This window comes from Rhodococcus sp. 27YEA15, from assembly GCF_049739425.1.
Taxonomy (GTDB): Bacteria; Actinomycetota; Actinomycetes; order Mycobacteriales; family Mycobacteriaceae; genus Rhodococcus_F.
In genome coordinates this window covers 3,452,036-3,472,921 of record NZ_JBMHHW010000001.1, presented here as the reverse complement: position 1 = coordinate 3,472,921, position 20,886 = coordinate 3,452,036, and the positions used below count along the sequence as shown (strand labels likewise).

Here is a 20,886-nt window from a genome sequence, read left to right as displayed (position 1 = left end):
TGTCAGTTGGAGGAAGTGTAGATGTCCGTCGGTATTCCGGGACCGCAGTCGCTGACGATCGAAGATCTGCCGAAGTTGGTAGCTGCAGTGGCAGCGGTAGATCCTGAGCGGGTGGCTCTGAGCCACGGCGGGACTGATATCAGCTACCGACGGCTCGACGACGAGTTGACCGCACTCGACACCGCAATGGGCGGCGCGCTGGGGGCCGACGCATTGGTGCCGGTCGTCGTGTCCACGGTGTTACCGGATTTGATTGCGAGCGCGGCCGACGGTCTGAATGCCGTGGTCGATCGACTGATAGTCGACGGCACCTCGGTAGTGCAGATCGTGGCGGCTCCGGACGTCGAGGTGACGCTGGTGAGCCTGTTCGACGAGCAGGTCGAACGCACACCGGATGCGGTTGCATTGTCCGACCACGACGGAACGCAGCTCACGTACGCACAATTCGATGCGCACGTGAACCGGCTGGCGCGTGAACTGATCGACACCGGGGTGGGACCTGACAGCCTGGTCGGGCTCGCCATGCGTCGATCCACCGATCTACTCGTTGCGATGTACGCAATCGTGAAGGCCGGCGGCGCGTACGTTCCGCTGGACCCGGACCATCCCGCCGACCGTCTTGCGTACGTCCTCGAGGTCGCGAAGCCTGTCACGGTACTCACACGGACGGCCGACTCGGTGATACTGCCGCCGGGCACTCCGACGCTCCCCGTCGACATCCTCGACCTCGCGGCACACGCGGAAACGACCGTCACCGATGCCGACCGCTCGGGGCCGTTGCACGCGGACAACACCGCATACGTCATCTTCACCTCCGGTTCGACCGGTCGCCCCAAGGGCGTCGCAGTCTCACACCGCGCCATCGTCGCGAACCTGCGCTGGCGGCAAGCCGAATACGCATTCACCGCTGACGACGTGGTCTTGCAGAAGACACCCTTCACCTTCGACGTGTCTGTGTGGGAGTTCTTCTGGCCGCTCCAGGTCGGTGCGTCCCTGGTGATCGCCGAGCCGGAAGGACACCGGGATCCGGCGTACGTTGCTCGCACCGTCATCGAGCGTGGAGTGACCGCCATCCACTTCGTACCGTCGATGTTGGCGGTCTTCGTCGCCGAGCCGCTCGTGCCGGAGATTACGACGCTGCGATACGTGTTCGCGTCCGGCGAGGCACTTCCTGCGCAAACGGCCGCACGGTTGCGGTCGGTGAGTGGCGCATCACTGCACAACCTGTACGGCCCTACCGAAGCGGCCGTCGACGTGACGTACTACGAGACCGGTGAACAGGATCAGCTGTCGGTGCCGATCGGCGCTGCCGTCGCCGACACGGAACTGTTGGTGCTCGACGACGCCCTGCGGCCTTCCCCGTCTGGAGTTGCAGGTGAGCTGTATCTGGCGGGTGTTCAGTTGGCGAGGGGATATGTCTCTCGATCGGACCTGACGGCTGATCGTTTTGTTGCTCGACCTGATACCGCCGACGGATCCCGGATGTATCGAACCGGCGATCTGGTGCGTTGGCGAGGAATCGGATCGAAGCGACAGCTCGAATACATCGGCCGCACCGACTTTCAGGTCAAGCTTCGCGGTCTGCGTATCGAACTCGGTGAGATCGAGTCGGCCTTGCTCGATCACGACGGAGTCTCGCAGGCCGTGGTGATCGTCCATTCCGACGAAACGATCGGCGACACCCTGGTCGCGTACATCGTCGGCGGCGGTGTCGACTCGGACGCCCTGACGGCGACATTGAGTGAGCGTCTACCCGAGTACATGATTCCGGCCGTTTTCGTCGAGCTGGACGAGTTTCCTCTCAACGCCAGTGGAAAGCTGGACCGAAAGGCTTTGCCTGCACCAGAATTCGTATTGAAGACGGTGGAGTACCGCGAACCGGCTACGGCCACGGAAGCGGGCGTGGTCGCCATCTTCGCCGATCTGCTCGGACGAGACCGCGTAGGCGCCGACGACGGATTCTTCGAATTGGGCGGAAACTCCCTGCTCGCCACCCGCGTAGTTGCACGGATCAACGCCGAATACGGTATCTCCGTTGACATACGTAACTTCTTCGATGCTCCCACTGCCGGCGAACTTGCCGTCTACATAGACGACGCAAGAACGTCGGAAGATGGCAAGGCTCACGTTCCCCTGGCCCCTCGCGAGCGACCGGACTTGGTTCCACTGTCTTTGGCGCAGCAACGTATGTGGTTCCTCAACCGTTTCGAACCGGACTCGGCAGTCGACCACATCCCGGTCGCGCTACGTCTGAGCGGAGCACTCGATGTCGATGCCTTGCAGGGCGCACTCGAAGACTTGATCGAGCGGCACGAGATTCTCCGGACTGTATACCCAGAGGTCGACGGCGTCGGATATCAGCGCTTGGTCGATGTGACAACCGTGGTTCCGAACCTCACTCCCATAGAGGTCGACGAGACCGCGATTGTCGAACGTATAACCGAAATCGTCACTCCTGGGTTCGATGTCACCACCGACGTTCCGATCAGGGCAGCACTTTTTCAACTTGCCGCCGACGAATTCGTTCTCGTATTCGTCGTCCACCACATCAGTGGTGACGGGTTCTCCATGGGGCCGTTGACCAAGGACATCGTCTCGTCCTATGTGTCTCGGGCACTGGGAATTGCACACGATCTGGCTCCGCTGCCCGTGCAATTCGCCGACTTTGCACTGTGGCAGCGTGAAGTTCTCGGCAGTGAGGACGACCCGGGCTCGCTGATCACCAGTCAGGTCGACTACTGGCGTCAGGCATTGGCCGGTATTCCGGATCAGCTCGATCTTCCGTCGGACCGCCCGCGCCCACATGTCGCGTCGAACCGGGGAGCCGGATATACATTCGCGATCGAGCCCGAGCTCCACCAGGCTCTCAACCGAATTGCACTGGACAACAACGCATCACTGTTCATGGTCCTACACAGTGCGGTGGCGATTCTACTGGCAAGGCTGTCCGGGACTTCGGATATCGTGATCGGGACCCCAGTCGCCGGCCGAGGCGATCAAGCTCTCGACGGCCTGATCGGAATGTTCGTCAACACTCTCGTTCTCCGGGCAGAAGTTGATCTGGCAGCTACGGCACAAGACATGATCTTGCGGGCTCGCGAATCCGATCTCGACGCCTTCGGGCATGCCGATGTGCCATTCGAGCGACTCGTGGAGGTGCTCAACCCTGCCCGGTCGCAGGCTCGAAACCCGTTGTTCCAGGTAATGCTCTCATTGCAGAACCTCGGGCAGAGCATGCAGCGAAGCCTGGAGGTTCCGGGACTGCGCATTTCCGGGCTGGACGTCGAGTCGTCGGCCGCGAAGTTCGACCTGCAATTCACGGTATGGGAGTCCGATAGCGCAGATAAGGTCGGCGGCTTGCAGGTTGCCTTGGTCTATGCGACCGACCTGTTCGACGAGTCTTCTGCCAAAGCAATCGGGAAGCGGTTGATTTCCGTCCTGGATGCGATGGCGGCTGATCCGCGGGTGCGGGTGGGTGATGTCGAGTTGTTGGATGCGGGTGAGCGTTCGTTGGTGCTCGAGTCGTGGAATGAGACGGCGTGTCGGGTGCCGGATGTGGTGGTGCCGGGGTTGTTTGGTGCTCGTGTGCTCGAGTCTCCGGGGGCGGTGGCGCTCTCGTTCGAGGGGGTGTCTGTCTCGTATGCGGAGTTTGATGCGCGGGTGAATCGTTTTGCGCGGTATTTGATTTCGTTGGGTGTGGGTCCGGAGTCGTTGGTTGCGGTTGCGGTGCGTCGCTCGGTGGATTTGGTGGTGGCTGTTTATGGTGTTCTTGCTGCTGGTGGTGCTTATGTGCCGGTGGATCCGGATCAGCCGGTCGAGCGTAATGCGTATGTGGTGGATGCTGCGGATCCGGTGTGTGTGATTTCTACTTCTGATGTGGGGTTTGTTGCCGGTGGTCGGCCGGTGGTGTTGGTTGATGTTGTTGATGTGTCTGGTTTTTCGGCTGGTCCGGTGTCGGATGTGGATCGGGTGTCGGTGTTGCGGGCGGAGAATGCGGCGTATGTGATTTTCACGTCGGGTTCGACGGGTCGGCCGAAGGGGGTGGCGGTTTCTCATCGCAGTGTGGTCAATCAGGTGTTGTGGTTGGCGGAGAAGTATGCGGTGTCGGTTTCTGATGTGGTGTTGTTCAAGACTCCGGTGACTTTCGATGTGTCGGTGTGGGAGTTGTTTGTTGCGTTGGCGGTGGGTGCTCGGGTGGTGGTGGCTACTCATGACGGTCATCGGGATCCGGGGTATTTGGCGTCGGTGATGGCGGCGGAGTCGGTGTCGATGGTTTCGTTTGTGCCGTCGATGTTGGAGGTGTTCGTCGATCAGGTTGTCGATCAGGTTGTCGATCAGGGTGCTGATCAGGTTGTCGATCAGGGTGCTGATCGGGGTGTTGGTGGTGGGTTGGGTTCGTTGCGGGTGATTTTCGCGGCGGGTGAGGCGTTGCCGGTGTCGGTGGTGCGTCGGGTGTTGTCGGTGTTGCCGTCGGTTGAGGTTCATAATTTGTATGGTCCGACGGAGTTCACGGTGCATGCGACGGCGGCGGGTCCGCTCGATGGTGTGGGTGTGGTGCCGGTGGGTGCTCCGGTGTGGAATTCGTCGGTGTTGGTGTTGGATTCTCGTTTGCGTCCGGTTCCGGTGGGTGTTGCGGGTGAGTTGTATTTGTCGGGTGTTCAGGTTGCTCGTGGGTATTACGGGCGGGTGGATTTGTCGGCGGAGCGGTTTGTGGCGAATCCGTTTGGTGGTGCGGGTTCGCGGATGTATCGCACGGGGGATGTGGTGCGGTGGATCGGTGTGTCGGGTGAGCTCGAGTATGTGGGGCGTAGTGATTTTCAGGTGAAGTTGCGTGGTCAGCGGATCGAGTTGGGGGAGATCGAGGCTGCGGTTCGGGATCAGTCGGGTGTGGGTTCTGTGGTGGTGGTGGTGTGGCGTGATCAGTTGGTTGCGTATGTCACTGCTGCGGTGGGGTCGTTGGTTGATGTTGATGTGGTGAAGGTGGGTGTGTCGGCTCGGGTTGCGTCGTATATGGTGCCGTCGTTGTTTGTGGTGTTGGATGTGTTGCCGGTTAATGCGTCGGGGAAGTTGGATCGGCGGTTGTTGCCGGAGCCGGTGTTCGAGTCGGCGGTGTTCAGGGCTCCGGTGTCGGAGTCGGAGGTTGTGGTGGCTCGGGTGTTTGCCGAGGTGTTGGGTGTTGATCGGGTGGGTCTCGATGATGATTTCTTCGAACTCGGCGGCAACTCCCTGTTGGCGACCAAGGTGGTGGCTCGTTTGGGTCAGGCCTTGGATGCGAAGGTTGCAGTGCGGGCGCTGTTCGAAGCCACGACTGTCGAACGGTTGGCAGCGCACGTGGAGGGGGTGTCGGGGTCCGGGGTGCGAGCGGTACTGGCGCCGCAGCCCAGGCCCGAAACGGTACCGCTGTCGCTGGCGCAACAGCGAATGTGGTTCTTGAGCCGATTCGATCCGGATTCCGCCGTCAACAACATCCCGATTGCTTTGAATATCAAAGGTAATCTTGATGTTTCGGCGCTGCGGCAGGCGATTGCGGATGTAATAGAACGCCACGAATCGCTGCGAACCATCTATCCGGAACAAGGTGGACACGGGCGGCAGGTAGTCCTGTTGCCATCGGCGGTGCCGGTCCAACTGACGCCGAAAGCAGTCGAGGCGTCGCGCGTCCAAGACGAACTGCTGAGTTTCGCACTCCAGGGTTTCGATGTGACATCGTCCGTTCCGGTGCGCGTCGGATTGTTCGAACTTGCCGAGAATGTATACGTTCTCGCTTTCGTTGTGCACCATATCGCAGCGGACGGGGTCTCCATGCGTCCGCTGACTCGGGATGTCATGGTTGCCTACGCCGCTCGGGTCTCGAACGGAGTTCCGAATTGGACTCCGCTCGAGGTGCAGTACGCCGACTATGCGCTCTGGCAGCGAGAGGTCCTCGGCGACGAGGACGACCCGGATTCGTTGATTGCAGCTCAGCTGGACCACTGGCGTTCCACGCTGCGTGATTCGCCGGAAGTACTGACGTTGCCGGTTGACCGACCTCGCCCGGCCGTCGCCTCGAATCGTGGTGCTATATACCGCTTCTCTGTCACAGAGGAGCTTCGGTCGAGGTTGGACTCGCTCGCACGCGAACGAAACGCCTCCTTGTTCATGGTGATGCATTCGGCCCTCGCCGTGCTTCTGGCGAAACTGTCCGGTACCAGCGATATCGTGATCGGTACCCCGGTTGCCGGGCGAGGCGAGAAGGCACTCGACGACGTGATCGGCATGTTCGTGAACACGCTGGTCCTGAGGACTCCGGTCGACTTCGCAAGCAATTTCAGTGAGCTCGTGTCGGCGACGCGGAGAACAGACCTTCAGGCGCTCGGTAACGGCGATGTTCCGTTCGAGCGACTGGTCGAGGTACTGGATCCCACCCGATCGCAGGCTCACCACCCGCTCTTCCAGGTCGCGCTGTTCTTCCAGAACATGTCGCAGGATGCGTTGGAGCTTTCAGGGTTGGAGGTGTCGGGCCTCGAGTTCGATGCGGGTATCGCGAAATTCGATCTTCAACTTACCCTCGCTCCCCGTGTCTCAGATGCTCACGACGACGGCATGTATGCCGAATTTGCATACGCCACAGATCTGTTCGACGAGTCGACGATTCATGGATTTGCTGATCGGTTCACCAGGATCCTCGAGCAGGTTGTTGCAGATCCGTCGATCACCATTGGCGACATCGAGATGTTGGAAGAGGCCGAGCGCGAGTCGTTGTTGATTGCACGTAACTCCACCGCGTACGACCTCGGGGACAGCGAGACGTTGGCTTCGTTGTTCGACGTTCGTGTTGCGTTGGCACCTGATGCCGTTGCCGTGGTGTTCGACGGCCGGTCACTGACTTACCAAGAATTGTCAGATCGTGTGAACAAGTTGGCACGCAAGCTGATCGACGATGGGGTCGGGCCCGAATCGTTGGTGGCCTTGGCGATGCGTCGATCGCTCGACCTCGTCATAGGTATGTACGCGGTGATCGCCGCCGGCGGAGCATATGTGCCGTTGGATCCCGATCACCCCGCCGAGAGGATCGGGCACATACTTACGACGGCTGATCCAGTCCGCGTGCTGTCGACGACGAGGGATGCCTTCGTCGCCCCGCACGGCGCCGATGTGCTGTTGGTCGACACTGTCGATCTCGCGAGCTATTCGACTTCAGTCGTTTCCGACGCTGATCGTCGTGGTCGACTGCGTGATACAAATGCCGCTTACGTGATCTTCACTTCGGGTTCGACCGGAAAGCCGAAGGGCGTTGCGGTAACGCACCACGCAATCGTGAACCAGGTGCTGTGGATGCAGGATCAGTATGCCATCGGCGCAGAAGACGTCTATCTACAGAAAACTGCAACGACATTCGACGTCTCGTTGTGGGGATACTTCACTGCGCTGTTGTCCGGCACGCGAGTTGTGCTGGCCTCTCACGACGGACATCGAGATCCCGCATACCTGGCTGGTCTGATCGAAGATCATCGGGTGACGTTGACGGACTTTGTTCCGTCGATGTTGACCGTCTTCGCTTCTTCGGTTCCACAACAGTCATTGGTGTCACTGAGGGCAGTCTTCGTGATCGGTGAGGCATTGCCGGTCGAGACGGCGCGCGCATTCTCTCGGGTATCGTCGGCAGGTTTGCACAACGTGTACGGCCCCACCGAGGCGGCGGTCTCGATCACCTACTACGAAGTCGACGGTTCGGAGTCGACGGGTGTTCCGATTGGAGTGCCCGAATGGAACTCGCAGGTCTACGTGTTGGACAGCCGACTGCGGCCGGTGCCGGTGGGCGTTGCAGGTGAGTTGTATCTGGCCGGGGACCAGCTTGCCCGCGGCTACGTCGCGCGGCCCGATCTCACCAGTGATCGTTTTGTCGCGAACCCGTTTGCCGAGGCGAGTACGACGAGCGGTGAAGTCCTCGACGGCGGCAGTCGCATGTATCGCACCGGGGACCTGGTGTGGTGGAACAATGTCGGCGAACTCGAGTATGTCGGGCGCACCGACTTCCAGGTCAAGTTTCGTGGGCAGAGGATCGAGCTGGGTGAGATCGAGTCCGCGCTGTTGTTGTCGGAGGCGGTGGGGCAGAGCGTGGTGGCGGTGGCCGGTACAGACGCCGGCGACCAACTCGTTGCATACGTTGTCGCACTACCTGATTCAGTAATCGACGTGACGGCTCTGAGGGCTTCGCTCCCGAAAGTTCTGCCAGCGTACATGATTCCGGCAGTCATCATCGTGTTGGAGGAATTGCCGCTCAATTCGTCGGGAAAGCTCGACCGGAAGTTGTTGCCTGAGCCGAAGTTCGAGGTCTCGGCGTTCCGGGCCCCGGTCACTCCGGTGCAGGAGATCGTAGCCTCGGTGTTCGGCGAGGTCCTGGGTGTTCCGAGGGTGGGACTCGATGATGATTTCTTTGCCCTGGGCGGGAATTCGCTGATCGCGACGCAGGTGGCGGCGCGGTTGGGTGAGGCTTTGGATTCGCGGGTTGCGGTACGTCTGTTGTTCGAGACGTCATCGGTCGAGTTGTTGGCAGCACGAGTGGAGTCGGAAGTTGGTTCTGGTGACCGGGTGGCGTTGATCGCGCAGGTCCGCCCGGAGCGAATTCCCTTGTCGCTGGCGCAACAGCGAATGTGGTTCCTGAACCGTTTCGAGCCTGATTCGGCGGTGAACAACCTTCCCCTGGCTATTCGATTGACCGGCAACGTGAACGTTGCGGCTCTGCAGGCTGCTGTCGCGGATCTGGTTGCGCGGCATGAAATTCTGCGGACCGTGTATCCGGAATTCGACGGGGAGGGCTATCAGCGGGTCTTGCCTGCATCGGAGTCTGTGTCGCTTGCGGCTCCTGTCGAAATCGCCGCGGACGAAATCGTGAAAGTTGTAACCGAATTCGTATCGGTGGGTTTCGATGTCACCAGTGAGGTACCTGTCCGCGCCGGACTCTTCCGTGTAGACGAGAACGAGCACGTGCTTGTTTTCGTGGTTCACCACATTGCGGGCGACGGATTTTCCTTCGGGCCGCTGGCGCGCGATGTGATGGTCGCTTACACGGCGAGGCTGGCGGGCGACGCTCCGGGTTGGGCGCCCCTGGCTGTGCAGTATGCCGACTACTCCCTGTGGCAACGACAGGTCCTGGGTCTGGAGGACGACCCCGCCAGTGTCCTGTCACGTCAATTGCACTACTGGACGCAGACGCTCGCGGGTGCTCCCGATGTTCTCGACCTGCCGGCAGATCGAGTTCGGCCGAAGGTTGCATCGAATCGGGGAGCAGACTTCGCATTCCGGATCGACCGACGCATACACGAAGCCATGAGTGCGATTGCCCGGGAACATCAGGCGTCGTTGTTCATGGTGGCACATACGGCCCTGGCAGTTCTTTGCGCACGATTGTCGGGGGCATCCGACATCGCGATCGGTACACCCGTCGCCGGGCGCGGTGATCGCGCTCTTGACGACATGATCGGAATGTTCGTCAACACCCTCGTGCTCCGCACGGATGTTTCGTCGGGTGATACGTTCGTGGCACTGCTCGAGCGCGTCCGCGCAGCTGATCTAGGCGCATTTGCGCACAGCGACATACCGTTCGAACAGGTGGTTGATGCTCTCGACCCGGAGCGTTCGCAGGGGCGCCATCCACTGGTGCAGGTTGTTCTGACCTTCCAGAACATGGCTCCTCATATCTTCGAACTACCCGAATTATCTGTTTCAGGCGTGGACTCGGACGTGGAGTTCGCCAAATTCGACGTGCAGTTGACGATGGCTGAGCAGTTCGACGAATCTGGAGCCGCTGCGGGATTCGCGGCGAAGATTACATATGCGACAGATCTTTTCGACGAATCGACGGTAGCCTCGATGGCATTGCGGTTCGTTCGAGTGCTCGAGGCCGCAGCCGACAATGCGCGTGTCGTGGTGGGCGACATCGAAATGCTCGAGCCCTCCGAGCGTGCGGATGTGTTGGGCTCGTGGTCCGTTCCAGGTGTGAACGTGGACGGAAGTGAAACTCTCGCTTCGATGTTCGCCTCGCAGGTTCGAGATTCACCAGATGCGATTGCCGTGGTTTTCGAGGGCACACGCCTGACTTACCGGGAAGTGGATTCCTCGGCGAACCGGCTGGCACGCAAGCTTGTCGAGCTTGGTGTTGGTCCCGAATCGTTGGTGGCAGTCGTATTGCCGCGCTCGGTCGAGTTGGTGGTTGCACTTCTGGCAGTAGTCAAAGCCGGTGGTGGATATCTTCCGGTGGATCCGTCGTATCCGTCCGAGCGTATTGCGTTCACACTCGCCGATGCACGGCCTGTAGTCGTGCTCGGCTCGGCAGACCTCGCGTTCGGTACCGAGGTTCCGGTTGTGGATGTCATCAGCGAGGATTTCTCCGGATACGGGGCGAGCGCTCTCACCGACACGGATCGTCGTGGACAACTGCAGGCCGACAACGTTGCCTACGTGATCTACACATCCGGTTCGACGGGTCGGCCGAAGGGTGTCGCGGTTACCCATCGAAACGTCGTGGAATTGTTCGCGAACGCTCGACCGAATTTCGCGTTCGACTCGTCTGACGTGTGGACATTGTTCCACAGCTACGCTTTCGACTTCTCTGTGTGGGAGTTGTGGGGCCCGTTGCTGTACGGCGGTACCGTTGTGGTTGTCGACTACCTGACCTCTCGGTCGCCGGAGCAGTTCCGCGAATTGGTTGCTCGCGAGAAGGTCACAGTGCTGAACCAGACTCCGTCTGCGTTCTATCAATTTGCCGAAGCAGATCGTGCCGTCGGTGATTCGGCAGGAGCCCTGTCTCTGAAGCACGTGATCTTCGGCGGCGAAGCGCTGGATCTGTCTCAGCTGACGCGCTGGTACGACCGGCACGACGATTCGTCGCCCAGGTTGGTGAACATGTACGGCATCACCGAGACGACGGTGCACGTCTCCTTCCTGGGCCTGGACGCCGAGACGGTCCGTGGCGCGTCGGCATCCCTGATCGGACGTGGGTTGGGCGGGTTTTCGGTGTTCGTGCTCGACGACAGGTTGCGCCCCGTCCCTGTTGGGGTGCGCGGTGAGATGTATGTTGCCGGGCCACAACTCTCACGCGGTTACGTGGGGCAGCCCGGGTTGACTGCGGGACGATTCGTCGCCAATCCCTTCACCCACAACCGTTCCGGTGGGCTTATGTACCGCACTGGCGACGTTGCGCGCTGGAACGTCAACGGGATGCTCGAGTACGCCGGACGTAGCGACTCGCAGGTACAATTGCGTGGTTTCCGTATCGAGATCGGTGAGATCGAGGCGACTCTTCTTCGCGTGCAGGGTGTCGCTCATGCCGTGGCCATGGTCCGCGCGGACGAGGCGCTCGGTGAGCGGTTGGTGGGATACGTAGTGCCCACTGCCGGTTCGGTTCTCGAGGTTTCCGATGTTCTGGCCTCCGCGTCCCGGTTCCTGACCGGATACATGGTTCCGGATTCGCTCGTAGTGCTCGACGCACTTCCCTTGACGGTGAACGGGAAGCTGGATCGAAAGGCGCTCCCGGATCCGGTCGTCCGACTGCGCGAGTTCCGGGCGCCGGTCACCCCGGCCGAGACTGTCGTAGCGGAAGTGTTCGCGGATGTACTCGGTGTGGAACGAGTCGGCCTCGACGACGATTTTTTTGCTCTCGGCGGAAATTCGTTGGTAGCCACCAGGTTGGCGGCGAGATTGGGTCAAGCGTTGAACACCCAGGTGGCCGTCCGGATCTTGTTCGAGAACTCTACTGTTGTGAATCTGGCGCGATCGGTTTCGGCGCTGGCCGGATCCGGAGCTCGGAAGAGGTTGGAGGCCCGCGAACGTCCGGAGCGCATACCGCTGTCGCTGGCTCAACAGCGTATGTGGTTGGTCAACCAGATGGATTCGGCATCACCGGCATACAACATCCCGTTGGCATTGCGATTGAGCGGAGAGCTGGACGTGACCTCGCTCCGGGCGTCGCTCCGCGACGTTCTGGTTCGGCACGAATCGCTTCGCACCAGGTATCCGAGTGATGCGGATGGGCCGACACAGGTGATCGTCGCCGACGACGCCGTCGCGCTGTCGCTCGAAGTCGTCGAGCTCGAGGACGTCGGAGCAGCGTATGAACGAGTAGCACAGTTCGTATCGCGCGGTTTCGACGTGGCTCAGGAGATTCCAGTGCGTGCCGAGTTGCTGCAGCTCGCGCCTGACGAGTTCGTTTTCGTGCTTGTCGCGCATCACATTGCCGCAGACGGCGAGTCCATGGCTCCGTTGGCGAGAGACATGATGGTGGCGTACGAGGCGCGTTCACGGGGGGCCGCTCCGATGTGGACCGCTCTGCCCGTACAGTACGCGGACTTCTCGCTATGGCAGCGTGAAGTGGTCGGTTCTATCGACCAGGTTGGCTCGCCGGCTGCGAATCAGCTGGAGTTCTGGCGACAAAACTTGAGTGGACTCACCTCGGTCGGGGGCCTGCAGGCCGACAGACAGCGCCCACAGCATGTCTCGACCAAGGCGGGCGTTGCGGAGTTCACCATCGACGGTGCGACTTCGGCTCGGCTGAACGAGATCGCTCGCGAACACAATGCGACGCTGTTCATGGTGGCGCACGCGGCCCTCGGCGTCCTGATCGCCAGGGCGGGCGGCAGTCGAGATTTTGCGATCGGCACTGTGGTGGCCGGCCGGGGTGAAAAGGATCTCGACAACGTTGTCGGCATGTTCGTCAACACTTTGGCTCTTCGAACCGCGCCTGATCTCGATGCAGGATTCGGCGAGTTCGTCTCTTTGGTACGCGACACGGACCTCGAAGCGTTCGCGAATGCAGACGTGCCGTTCGAGGAAGTGACCGGAGCGCTTGGCGTTGCAGCGAACGACCTGTTCCAGATTGCACTCTCGGTCGAGCCGATGGCGGGAGCCGAGTTCACCTTGGACGGGTTGACGATCGCTGCGGTCGAGGGTGTAGAGGCGACAGCGAAATTCGACTTGCAACTGACACTGACCTCGGATCCTCGAACTGGAGGACTGGTAGGGCATCTGGTCTACGCCGCTGATCTGTTCGATCAGCCGACAGTGGACCGGTATGCCCAGAGTTATGTCCGCGTCGTCGACCAGGTGATTGCGGATCCGTCGCGTCCCGTCGGCGACATCGAACTGATGAGTGATGAAGAGCGCGACGTACTGATCGGTTTGTCGAATCCGGTCAGTACTCGATTGGGTGAGACCTCGACGCTGCAGTTACTTCCGCAACTCTTGGCTACTGCGGTCGAGGCCGATCCGGAGGCTCCGGCTCTGGCAGTCGACGGCGAAGAGTACACATATCAGTACGTCGACGCGCGCTCGTCCCGACTTTCGCGTGAATTGATCGGCGGTGGAGTCGGTCCGGGAGATGCGGTGGCGCTTGTCGGTTTGTCGGGTTTGGACAGCGTTGTCGCAATGTGGGCGGTGTCCAAGACCGGCGCAGCGATTGTTGCTGCTACCGATGGGCGTTCCGTCGGAGGAGAAGTACTGCCGGATGCTGTCCGGATGGTCATCACATCTGTTTCTTCGGCGCCGACGATCAGTCGCCCCGACGTCACGACGTTGGTACTCGACGACCCAGAAGTCAGGGAGAGAATAGCTTCACGTTCTGCTCGTCCGGTGAACTACTCGGATCGGGTTCGTCTCCTCGGGGCCGACGATGTTGCGCTGTCGTCGGGAAGCGAAGACGCCGACAGTGTCAGCTACGGACAGCTCACCGACATCATGGCGAGGCTGCGCAGCGCGCACGACGTCGACTACGAATCACGGTTGATGTACGCCGGGACTGTCAGTGACGACCTGGGAGTGAAGACGGTGTTCCTCGCGGCCTCCACCGGCGCTGCGGTGGTGTTGCCCCCGGATGCACTCGACGATACGAATGTCAACCAGATATTGGCTGACGAATGGGTATCGCATGTTGTCGCGCCCACGAATCTGGTCTCGGCAATCGAGTCCGAAGGTTTGCCGGACTTGAGCTTTGTGGTCGATACGGCTCAATGGGGCAATTCTTAGCAATGTCTCATACCGTTCGCACCCGAGGAGCTAGTATTCGGTTCGTACAGACGACCTGCTTCCACGCACAATCTGATGGGTTCGAAGCGCTGGTTCGGGACCATTTGCGTGCTAGGAGAAGTTGTGTCGGAGTATGTCGGCGCCCGTGGCCCGGGACGGGAACGGCATGCTCGCCGTTCCCGTCCCGTCACGCCGTTACTTCATCAATTGATGGCTGCGGCAGTCGAGGCGAACCCGGAGGGAATCGCAGCGGTCTCCACCGGTCGGACGATGACCTATCACGAACTCGACCGGTGGTCGTCGGTGATCGCGCGCAATCTGATCGATCAGGGAGTGTCTCCGGAAGATCGGGTGGCCGTCGTGATGCCGCGGTCTTTGCAGTTGTTGGTGGCTGTCTGGGCTGTGGCCAAATCGGGTGCCGCCTTCGTTCCGATTGACCCGAGCTACCCGGTGGATCGAATCCGCCACATGCTCGAGGACTCAGGTGCCGTCGTCGGAGTGAGTGCCGTCGGAGAACTCCCGTTCGGCGGTGTCAATTGGCTTGGTGTCGAACTGGATCCGATACTTCTCACGGCGGACGCGGAGCCGAGCTACGAACGTAGAGCAGGGCTCCGCGCCGACAACCCTGCCTATGTCGTCTACACATCGGGGACCACGGGGATGCCCAAGGGCGTGGTGGTCACCCACTCCGGATTGGCCAATCTTGTTGCCGAGCAGAGATCGACGCTCGTTCTGACGCGTCGATCTCGTGTCCTGCAAGTAGCGTCGCCGAGTTTTGACGCGTCGATCTTCGAGATCTTGATGGCCACCGGTGTGGCGGGTACGTTGATCGTCTCGCCGCCGGCCGTGTTCGGGGGTGTCGATCTTGCGGAGTTGATATCCCGGGAAGGCGTTACGCACGCAGTAATGACGCCCGCCGTTCTGGCAACGATCGACCCTTGCGCACTCGATACCTTGGAAATGGTGTTGTCGGCCGGTGAAGCGTTGCCTCCGGAGTTGGTCGACAAGTGGGCCGTACCGTTGTCCGCGGGCCGTGAACGCCTGCTGGTCAACGGATACGGGCCGACGGAGGCCACGGTCATGAGCACTTGTTCAACGCCCTTGGTTCCGGGCGATCCAATCGTGATCGGTTCTGCGGTGCAGGGCGTGTCTGTGATCGTTCTGGACGAGCGGCTACAGGCAGTCCCGATCGGTGCTGTGGGTGAGTTGTATGTTGCCGGTGCGGCAATTGCGCGAGGCTATCACGGCAGAGCGGCCCTGACGGCCTCGACATTTGTTGCACTGCCACATGGTCGATCTGGCGAACGTGTCTATCGAACAGGTGATTTGGTTCGGTGGGTGCATGCTCCCGATGCGGAGAGCCGGCCTCGACTGGAGTATGTGGGTCGTGCGGACTTTCAAGTCAAGATCAGGGGAATGAGAGTCGAACCGGGCGAGGTCGACGCGGTGATCAGCGGTCACCCCGACGTCGCATTTGCTGTGACGATTGCACACGAACGTGGCAATGGCGACACTGTGCTTGTTTCGTATACTCTCGCCCGCCCGGGATGCCTGCTCGACGTGTCCGTCGTCAAATCGTGGGCCGCGAGGCGGCTGCCGAACCACATGGTCCCTGCAGTTCTGTGTTCGCTCGATCGGATTCCGCTGACGCCGAGCGGAAAACTCGATCGGCTTTCGCTCCCCGCGCCGATCTTCGACTCAGTGGCCTTGGTTGCTCCGGAAACTCGACTCGAATGCGAAATAGCAAGGGTATTCGAGGAAGTGCTCGAACTCGACGCCGTCGGACGCTATGACAACATCTACAGTCTCGGTGGCAACTCGCTTTCAGCGCTGAGAATCTCAGCCAGGCTGGGCGAGGCACTCGATACCGTGGTGAGTGCTCGACAGCTTTTCGAGGCTGCATCCATCGCTGATCTCGCCGTGGCAATCGAGTCGACGCTCGCAGGCGGGACGCTACCGACGATCACCCGCACAGTCAGACCCGATCTGCTTCCCCTGTCTTTTGCCCAAGAGCGGATGTTGGTGCTGAATTGTCTGGACCCGCAGTCGGCGTCGTACAACATCCCACTCGGATTGAACATCGACGGTCACCTGGACGTGAGCGCTCTGGAATCTGCCTTACACGATGTCATCAACAGACATGAGATTCTCAGAACGGTGTACGTCCAAACGGGCGGGGTTCCGGGTCAGCAAATACTGCCTCCTGATCAGGCTGGGCGGTTCTTCGAGCTCGAGGAGGTCGCCGACGGCGAATTGGCCGCCGCCGCCGCGGCGACAGCCGGCGTGCCTTTTGATCTGTCAAGGCAGATACCGTTGCGAGTAAAGCTTTTTCGATCGGGCCCCTCGAATTTTGTTCTGGTCATGGTGGTGCACCACGTCGCATCCGACGGTCTCTCGATGGCACCATTGGTGCGAGACCTGGCGGCAGCTTACGCGAGTCGCACATCGGGGACCGCGCCGTCGTGGGTCCAGCTGGACATCCAGTACGCGGATTTCGCGCTGTGGCAGCGGCGAGTCATGACCGATCACGATGGGAACTCGCCGCAACTGGGCCGACAACTACAGTACTGGGTCAGGACCCTGGCCGGCATTCCGGATGCTATCGAGCTTCCCCGGGATCGACCACGCCCTTCTGTCTCGACGACAGCAGGGGACGTTGTCGGGTTCGAGTTGGGAGCACACGTTCATCAGAGGCTGTTCGATCTCGCAAGTGCCACCGGAACTTCACTTTTCATGGTTCTGCATGCTGTCTTCGGAATCTTGTTGGCTCGTCTGTCCGACAGCTCGGACGTGGTCATCGGTACGCCTGTTGCCGGGCGTCGACATGCTGCTCTCGACGACATGATCGGGATGTTCGTCAATCTGCTGGTGCTGCGGCTACGCGTCGACCAGGACGTGACCTTTGTGGAGGTACTCGATCGAGCGCGACGAGGTGATTTCGACGCATTCGAGAACTCGGATGTTCCCTTCGACTGGTTGGTGGACGAACTCGCAGTATCTCGTGGTCCACATCGTCATCCGTTGTTTCAGGTAGCCCTGGCTTTCCAGAACGTGCCCGAGCCGAAGCTGGAGCTACCGGGCCTGATGATCTCGCCTTTCGACATCGGCGGTTCGGTGTCGAAGTTCGACCTTCAGCTCACTGTGGTCGAGCGTGGTGATTCCGTCGGGAGTCATGACGGACTTGCCGCGTCGTTCACGTACGCCACCGATCTGTTCGAGCAGACCACGGTGCTCGCCATGGTGGATCAATTCCAGCGAATCGTCTCCGCGGTGTGTGAGGACCCGAACGTCGTAGTCGGGGACATTCCACTCCTCGACAAGAGCATCGAGGACGCGTTGACGACGCGGGCAGGCAGTCGCGAGGTGTCCCCACGAACACTTGCGGACCTGCTCTGGCATGCGGCGGCGGTCGACCCGTCCCGTGTAGCAGTGATCGATGGGTCCAGATCGATGACTTACCGCGAGCTGATGATCCGGTCGTCGGCGATCGCCCGCGAACTCGAGACTCGTGGGATCGGCGCCGAAGATTTCGTCGCAGTGTGCGTGCAGCGGTCACTCGAGTCGGTGCTCGCCGTGTGGGCTGTCAGTGCTACGGGGGCGGCGTTCCTGCCGGTCGATACTCGGTATCCAGCCAAACGCGTCGAATACATGCTGACTGATTCATCCGTCGAATACGGTCTCACGACGGCTCGAGACTGCGTTGGTTTGCCGCAGATCGTCGACTGGATTCACATAGCGACGATTGTCGACGATTCGAATGGATCCTTCGCCACGTCCGAACGCGTTCGCCCCGTCGAGCCGGGGAATTCGGCGTACGTCATCTACACCTCGGGTTCAACCGGGCAGCCGAAGGGAGTCGTGGTCTCGCACCGAGGGCTGGCCAGTTTCGCTGATGAGCAAAAGTCTCGGTACCGGCTTCGGCCGGAGTCACGAGTACTCCACTTCGCTTCACCGAGCTTCGATGCGTCGATACTCGAACTCCTACTCGCAGTTGGCGCCGGCTCGACCATGGTCATCGTTTCGCCGGAGATCTTGGGCGGTCAGGAGCTGTGGGACGAACTCGCGCACAACGAGATCACTCATATGTTCGCGACACCGTCAACACTCGGATCGCTACCCTCGACAGGCCTGAGTGACCTGGAGGTGGTAGTCGTCGGGGGAGAGAGCTGCCCACCGGAGCTGATCGATCGATGGTCACGAGAGGTGTCGTTCTTCAATGGATACGGTCCGACCGAAGCTACCGTGATGGCGACGATCAGTGATCCGCTGACCCGGGACTCGGGAGTTGATATCGGTGCACCTGTCATCGGGGCGCGCGCGTACGTGCTGGATCGGCGGTTGCGGCCGGTCCCCGACGGAGTGGTCGGCGAGTTGTACCTGGCGGGCGCCGGTGTCGCCCGTGGATACCATCGCCGGTTCGGCTTGACCGCATCACGATTCGTTGCGAGCCCGTTTGGTCCGACAGGAGACCGGATGTATCGAACCGGCGACACTGCGCGTTGGAGTGGTGGGGGAGTGCTCGAATATGTCGGTAGGTCAGACCTGCAAGTTCAACTCAGGGGCATCCGAATCGAACTTGGTGAGGTGGAGTCGGCGCTACTGGCCTACCCCGGAGTTTCTCGCGCTGCGGCGACAGTTCGAGGGCATGCCTCATCCGATGATCGATTGATCGGATATGTTGTGGCAGAGCCAGGGGCTACAGTGCTCTCGGGGGCGGTAGTCGAGAGCGTAAGGGCGGCATTGCCTTCACCATTGGTTCCCTCGGAAGTCGTTGTTCTGGATAGTCTTCCGTTGACGGTAAATGGCAAACTGGATCGTGAAGCGCTGCCCTTGCCGATTGCGAAGTCACGCCATGTTCGACTGGCGATTTCGCCGACAGAACGCGTTGTCGCGTCTGCGTTCGTCACCGTTCTCGCGTTGCGGGCGGACGTGAAAGTGGGACTCGACGACAACTTCTTCGAGCTCGGCGGAACCTCTTTGCTCGCGACGCGTCTGGCTGATTTTCTGCGCACCGCATCGGGGAAGAGTGTGCAGGCTCGTTTGGTTCTGGAATTTCCGCGGCTCTACGACTTGGCCGCCGCGCTCGATCGCGGAACCGATTCGGATCCCGACCGATCGCTCGAGGTGCTACTGCCGATCAGGCCGATCGGTGTAGCCACACCGATCTTCTGTATCCACCCGCTGTCTGGATTTGCCTGGTCGTACGCTGCTCTGTCGTCGTTTGTCGACCCCGACACTCCGATGTACGGACTTCAGAGCCCGTATATTCTGGAGTCGGAGGATTTGCCGAGAAGCCTGGAAGAATACATTTCTCGATACTTCGCCGAGATCGTGGCTGTACAACCTGAGGGGCCCTATCGGCTCGTCGGATGGTCGTTCGGTGGCTTACTCGCTCACGGCATTGCAACGCGATTGCAGGCGGACGGACGAACTGTCGAATCCTTGACCATGTTGGATTCGATGCCGATCCAGGTAGGTGGGTCGATTGTCGACATGCTCATGGATGAACTTCGCTCTGCGGGCATCGATATCGACGGCAGGGACAGCGGGGGCAGCGAAGAATTCTCGCGCGAGGTGATGACAGATCTGTACGAGTTGATTCGTGTCCACGCCGAATCCTTGACAATCGATCGTCTGGGTCGGTTGATGAACAGTCTTTCCGACATCGGCGGGTACATCGACGCATACAGTCCGCAACTCTTCCGCGGCCATCTGAACTTCGTGAGCGCGGCGGAGCATCCCGACAGCAGCGACGCTGCGCTTCTCTGGCAACCATTCGTCACCGGCAAAATTTACGACGTGCACGTCGACGTTCCGCACGGCCAACTTCTCGGAGCGGAGGGTGTATCTACAGTTGGCCCGGTGCTGGGAACGCTACTCTCGATGACCTGACCTGACCTGACCTGACCTGACCTGACCTGACCTGAGTGCGTGCACCTGAGGTAGCGGGGCATATCGGTCCGCGCCTCGGAAGCTCCCGATGCGGCAGGAGGAGCTGCTCGAGGTCTGATCGGCCATTGCGATGTGTCGAGGACGAGAGCTGTGAGCCAATCGGCCGGCAAGGTTTCTGCTGCGCCCTTCAGCACACTTTCTGTATCCGAATGCCGCTTTCTGTATCGGACTACCGCTGTCGATGACGAATGTGTCGAACTGAATCCCCTTGGCGAAACTTTGACGTAGCGGCGGTGCTCTCGAAACGGTCGTTTGGGAGGTTGCAGTCGTCGATTGGAGCACGAAACTCTTGTCGGTCGCTGCGGTCGGTCCATATCGCGCTCGTTGTGACGAGACCCTCTGCCGCCGCCGGAGTGCAAGATACCCGAGTTGGCGGATGCTTTTTTCACCGACTGTCGGCTACGTCAAGCGACATGTTCCGGTCCGTGCGGCCGGCTGCACCATTGGTCGCAACACTCGGGACGGCCCGGATCTTGTCCACGTCAGATCTGACGATCACCGTCTTTCGATACCTGACTGCTACCTCTCGTACCGTACGACCACTGTGCGTGACCACGAAGTAGCGCGAGGTAGACCGCTACGGCCGGGTCGAAGTAGCGCGAGGGGACCGCTACGGCCGGGTCACTGTGCGGAGGGGCAGTCCTGCCCGAGCCTGGCGTCATCAGCATCGACAACTGTTGAACAACTGGAACTCTCGAATGGAGCAAGCGTGATATTCAAGTCAAATTCGACATGACGGCGTACCGCTGGAGTGATCCCAGGTGTCGACGACCGTGCCGACTCTATCCGGTCCGATATGGACGCTATTTCCGATTGTCAGAGGTAGTTGATGTCGAAATCTGTTTAACGGAAGCTTGTTTGGCGATCTTGAAACCTCACAATTCGCCACTTTCGACTCTCGGTTTCGAGTCTCCCTCGTCCAAAGCATGCCCGATT

Annotated in this window: 2 protein-coding genes; both read left to right on the top strand. The window is 60.4% G+C overall.

Translation table 11 applies throughout. The features are described 5' to 3' along the window. Positions 1-21: 21 nt before the first annotated feature. A complete protein-coding gene (locus ABH922_RS16230) occupies positions 22-13,998 on the top strand; it encodes an amino acid adenylation domain-containing protein (protein ID WP_424807886.1) in 13,977 nt (4,658 codons plus the stop codon). 123 nt (positions 13,999-14,121) lie between these two features. Continuing rightward, positions 14,122-19,890, top strand: coding sequence for an amino acid adenylation domain-containing protein (locus tag ABH922_RS16225; RefSeq protein WP_424807885.1), 5,769 nt, complete (start codon positions 14,122-14,124; stop codon positions 19,888-19,890). Positions 19,891-20,886 lie beyond the last annotated feature (996 nt).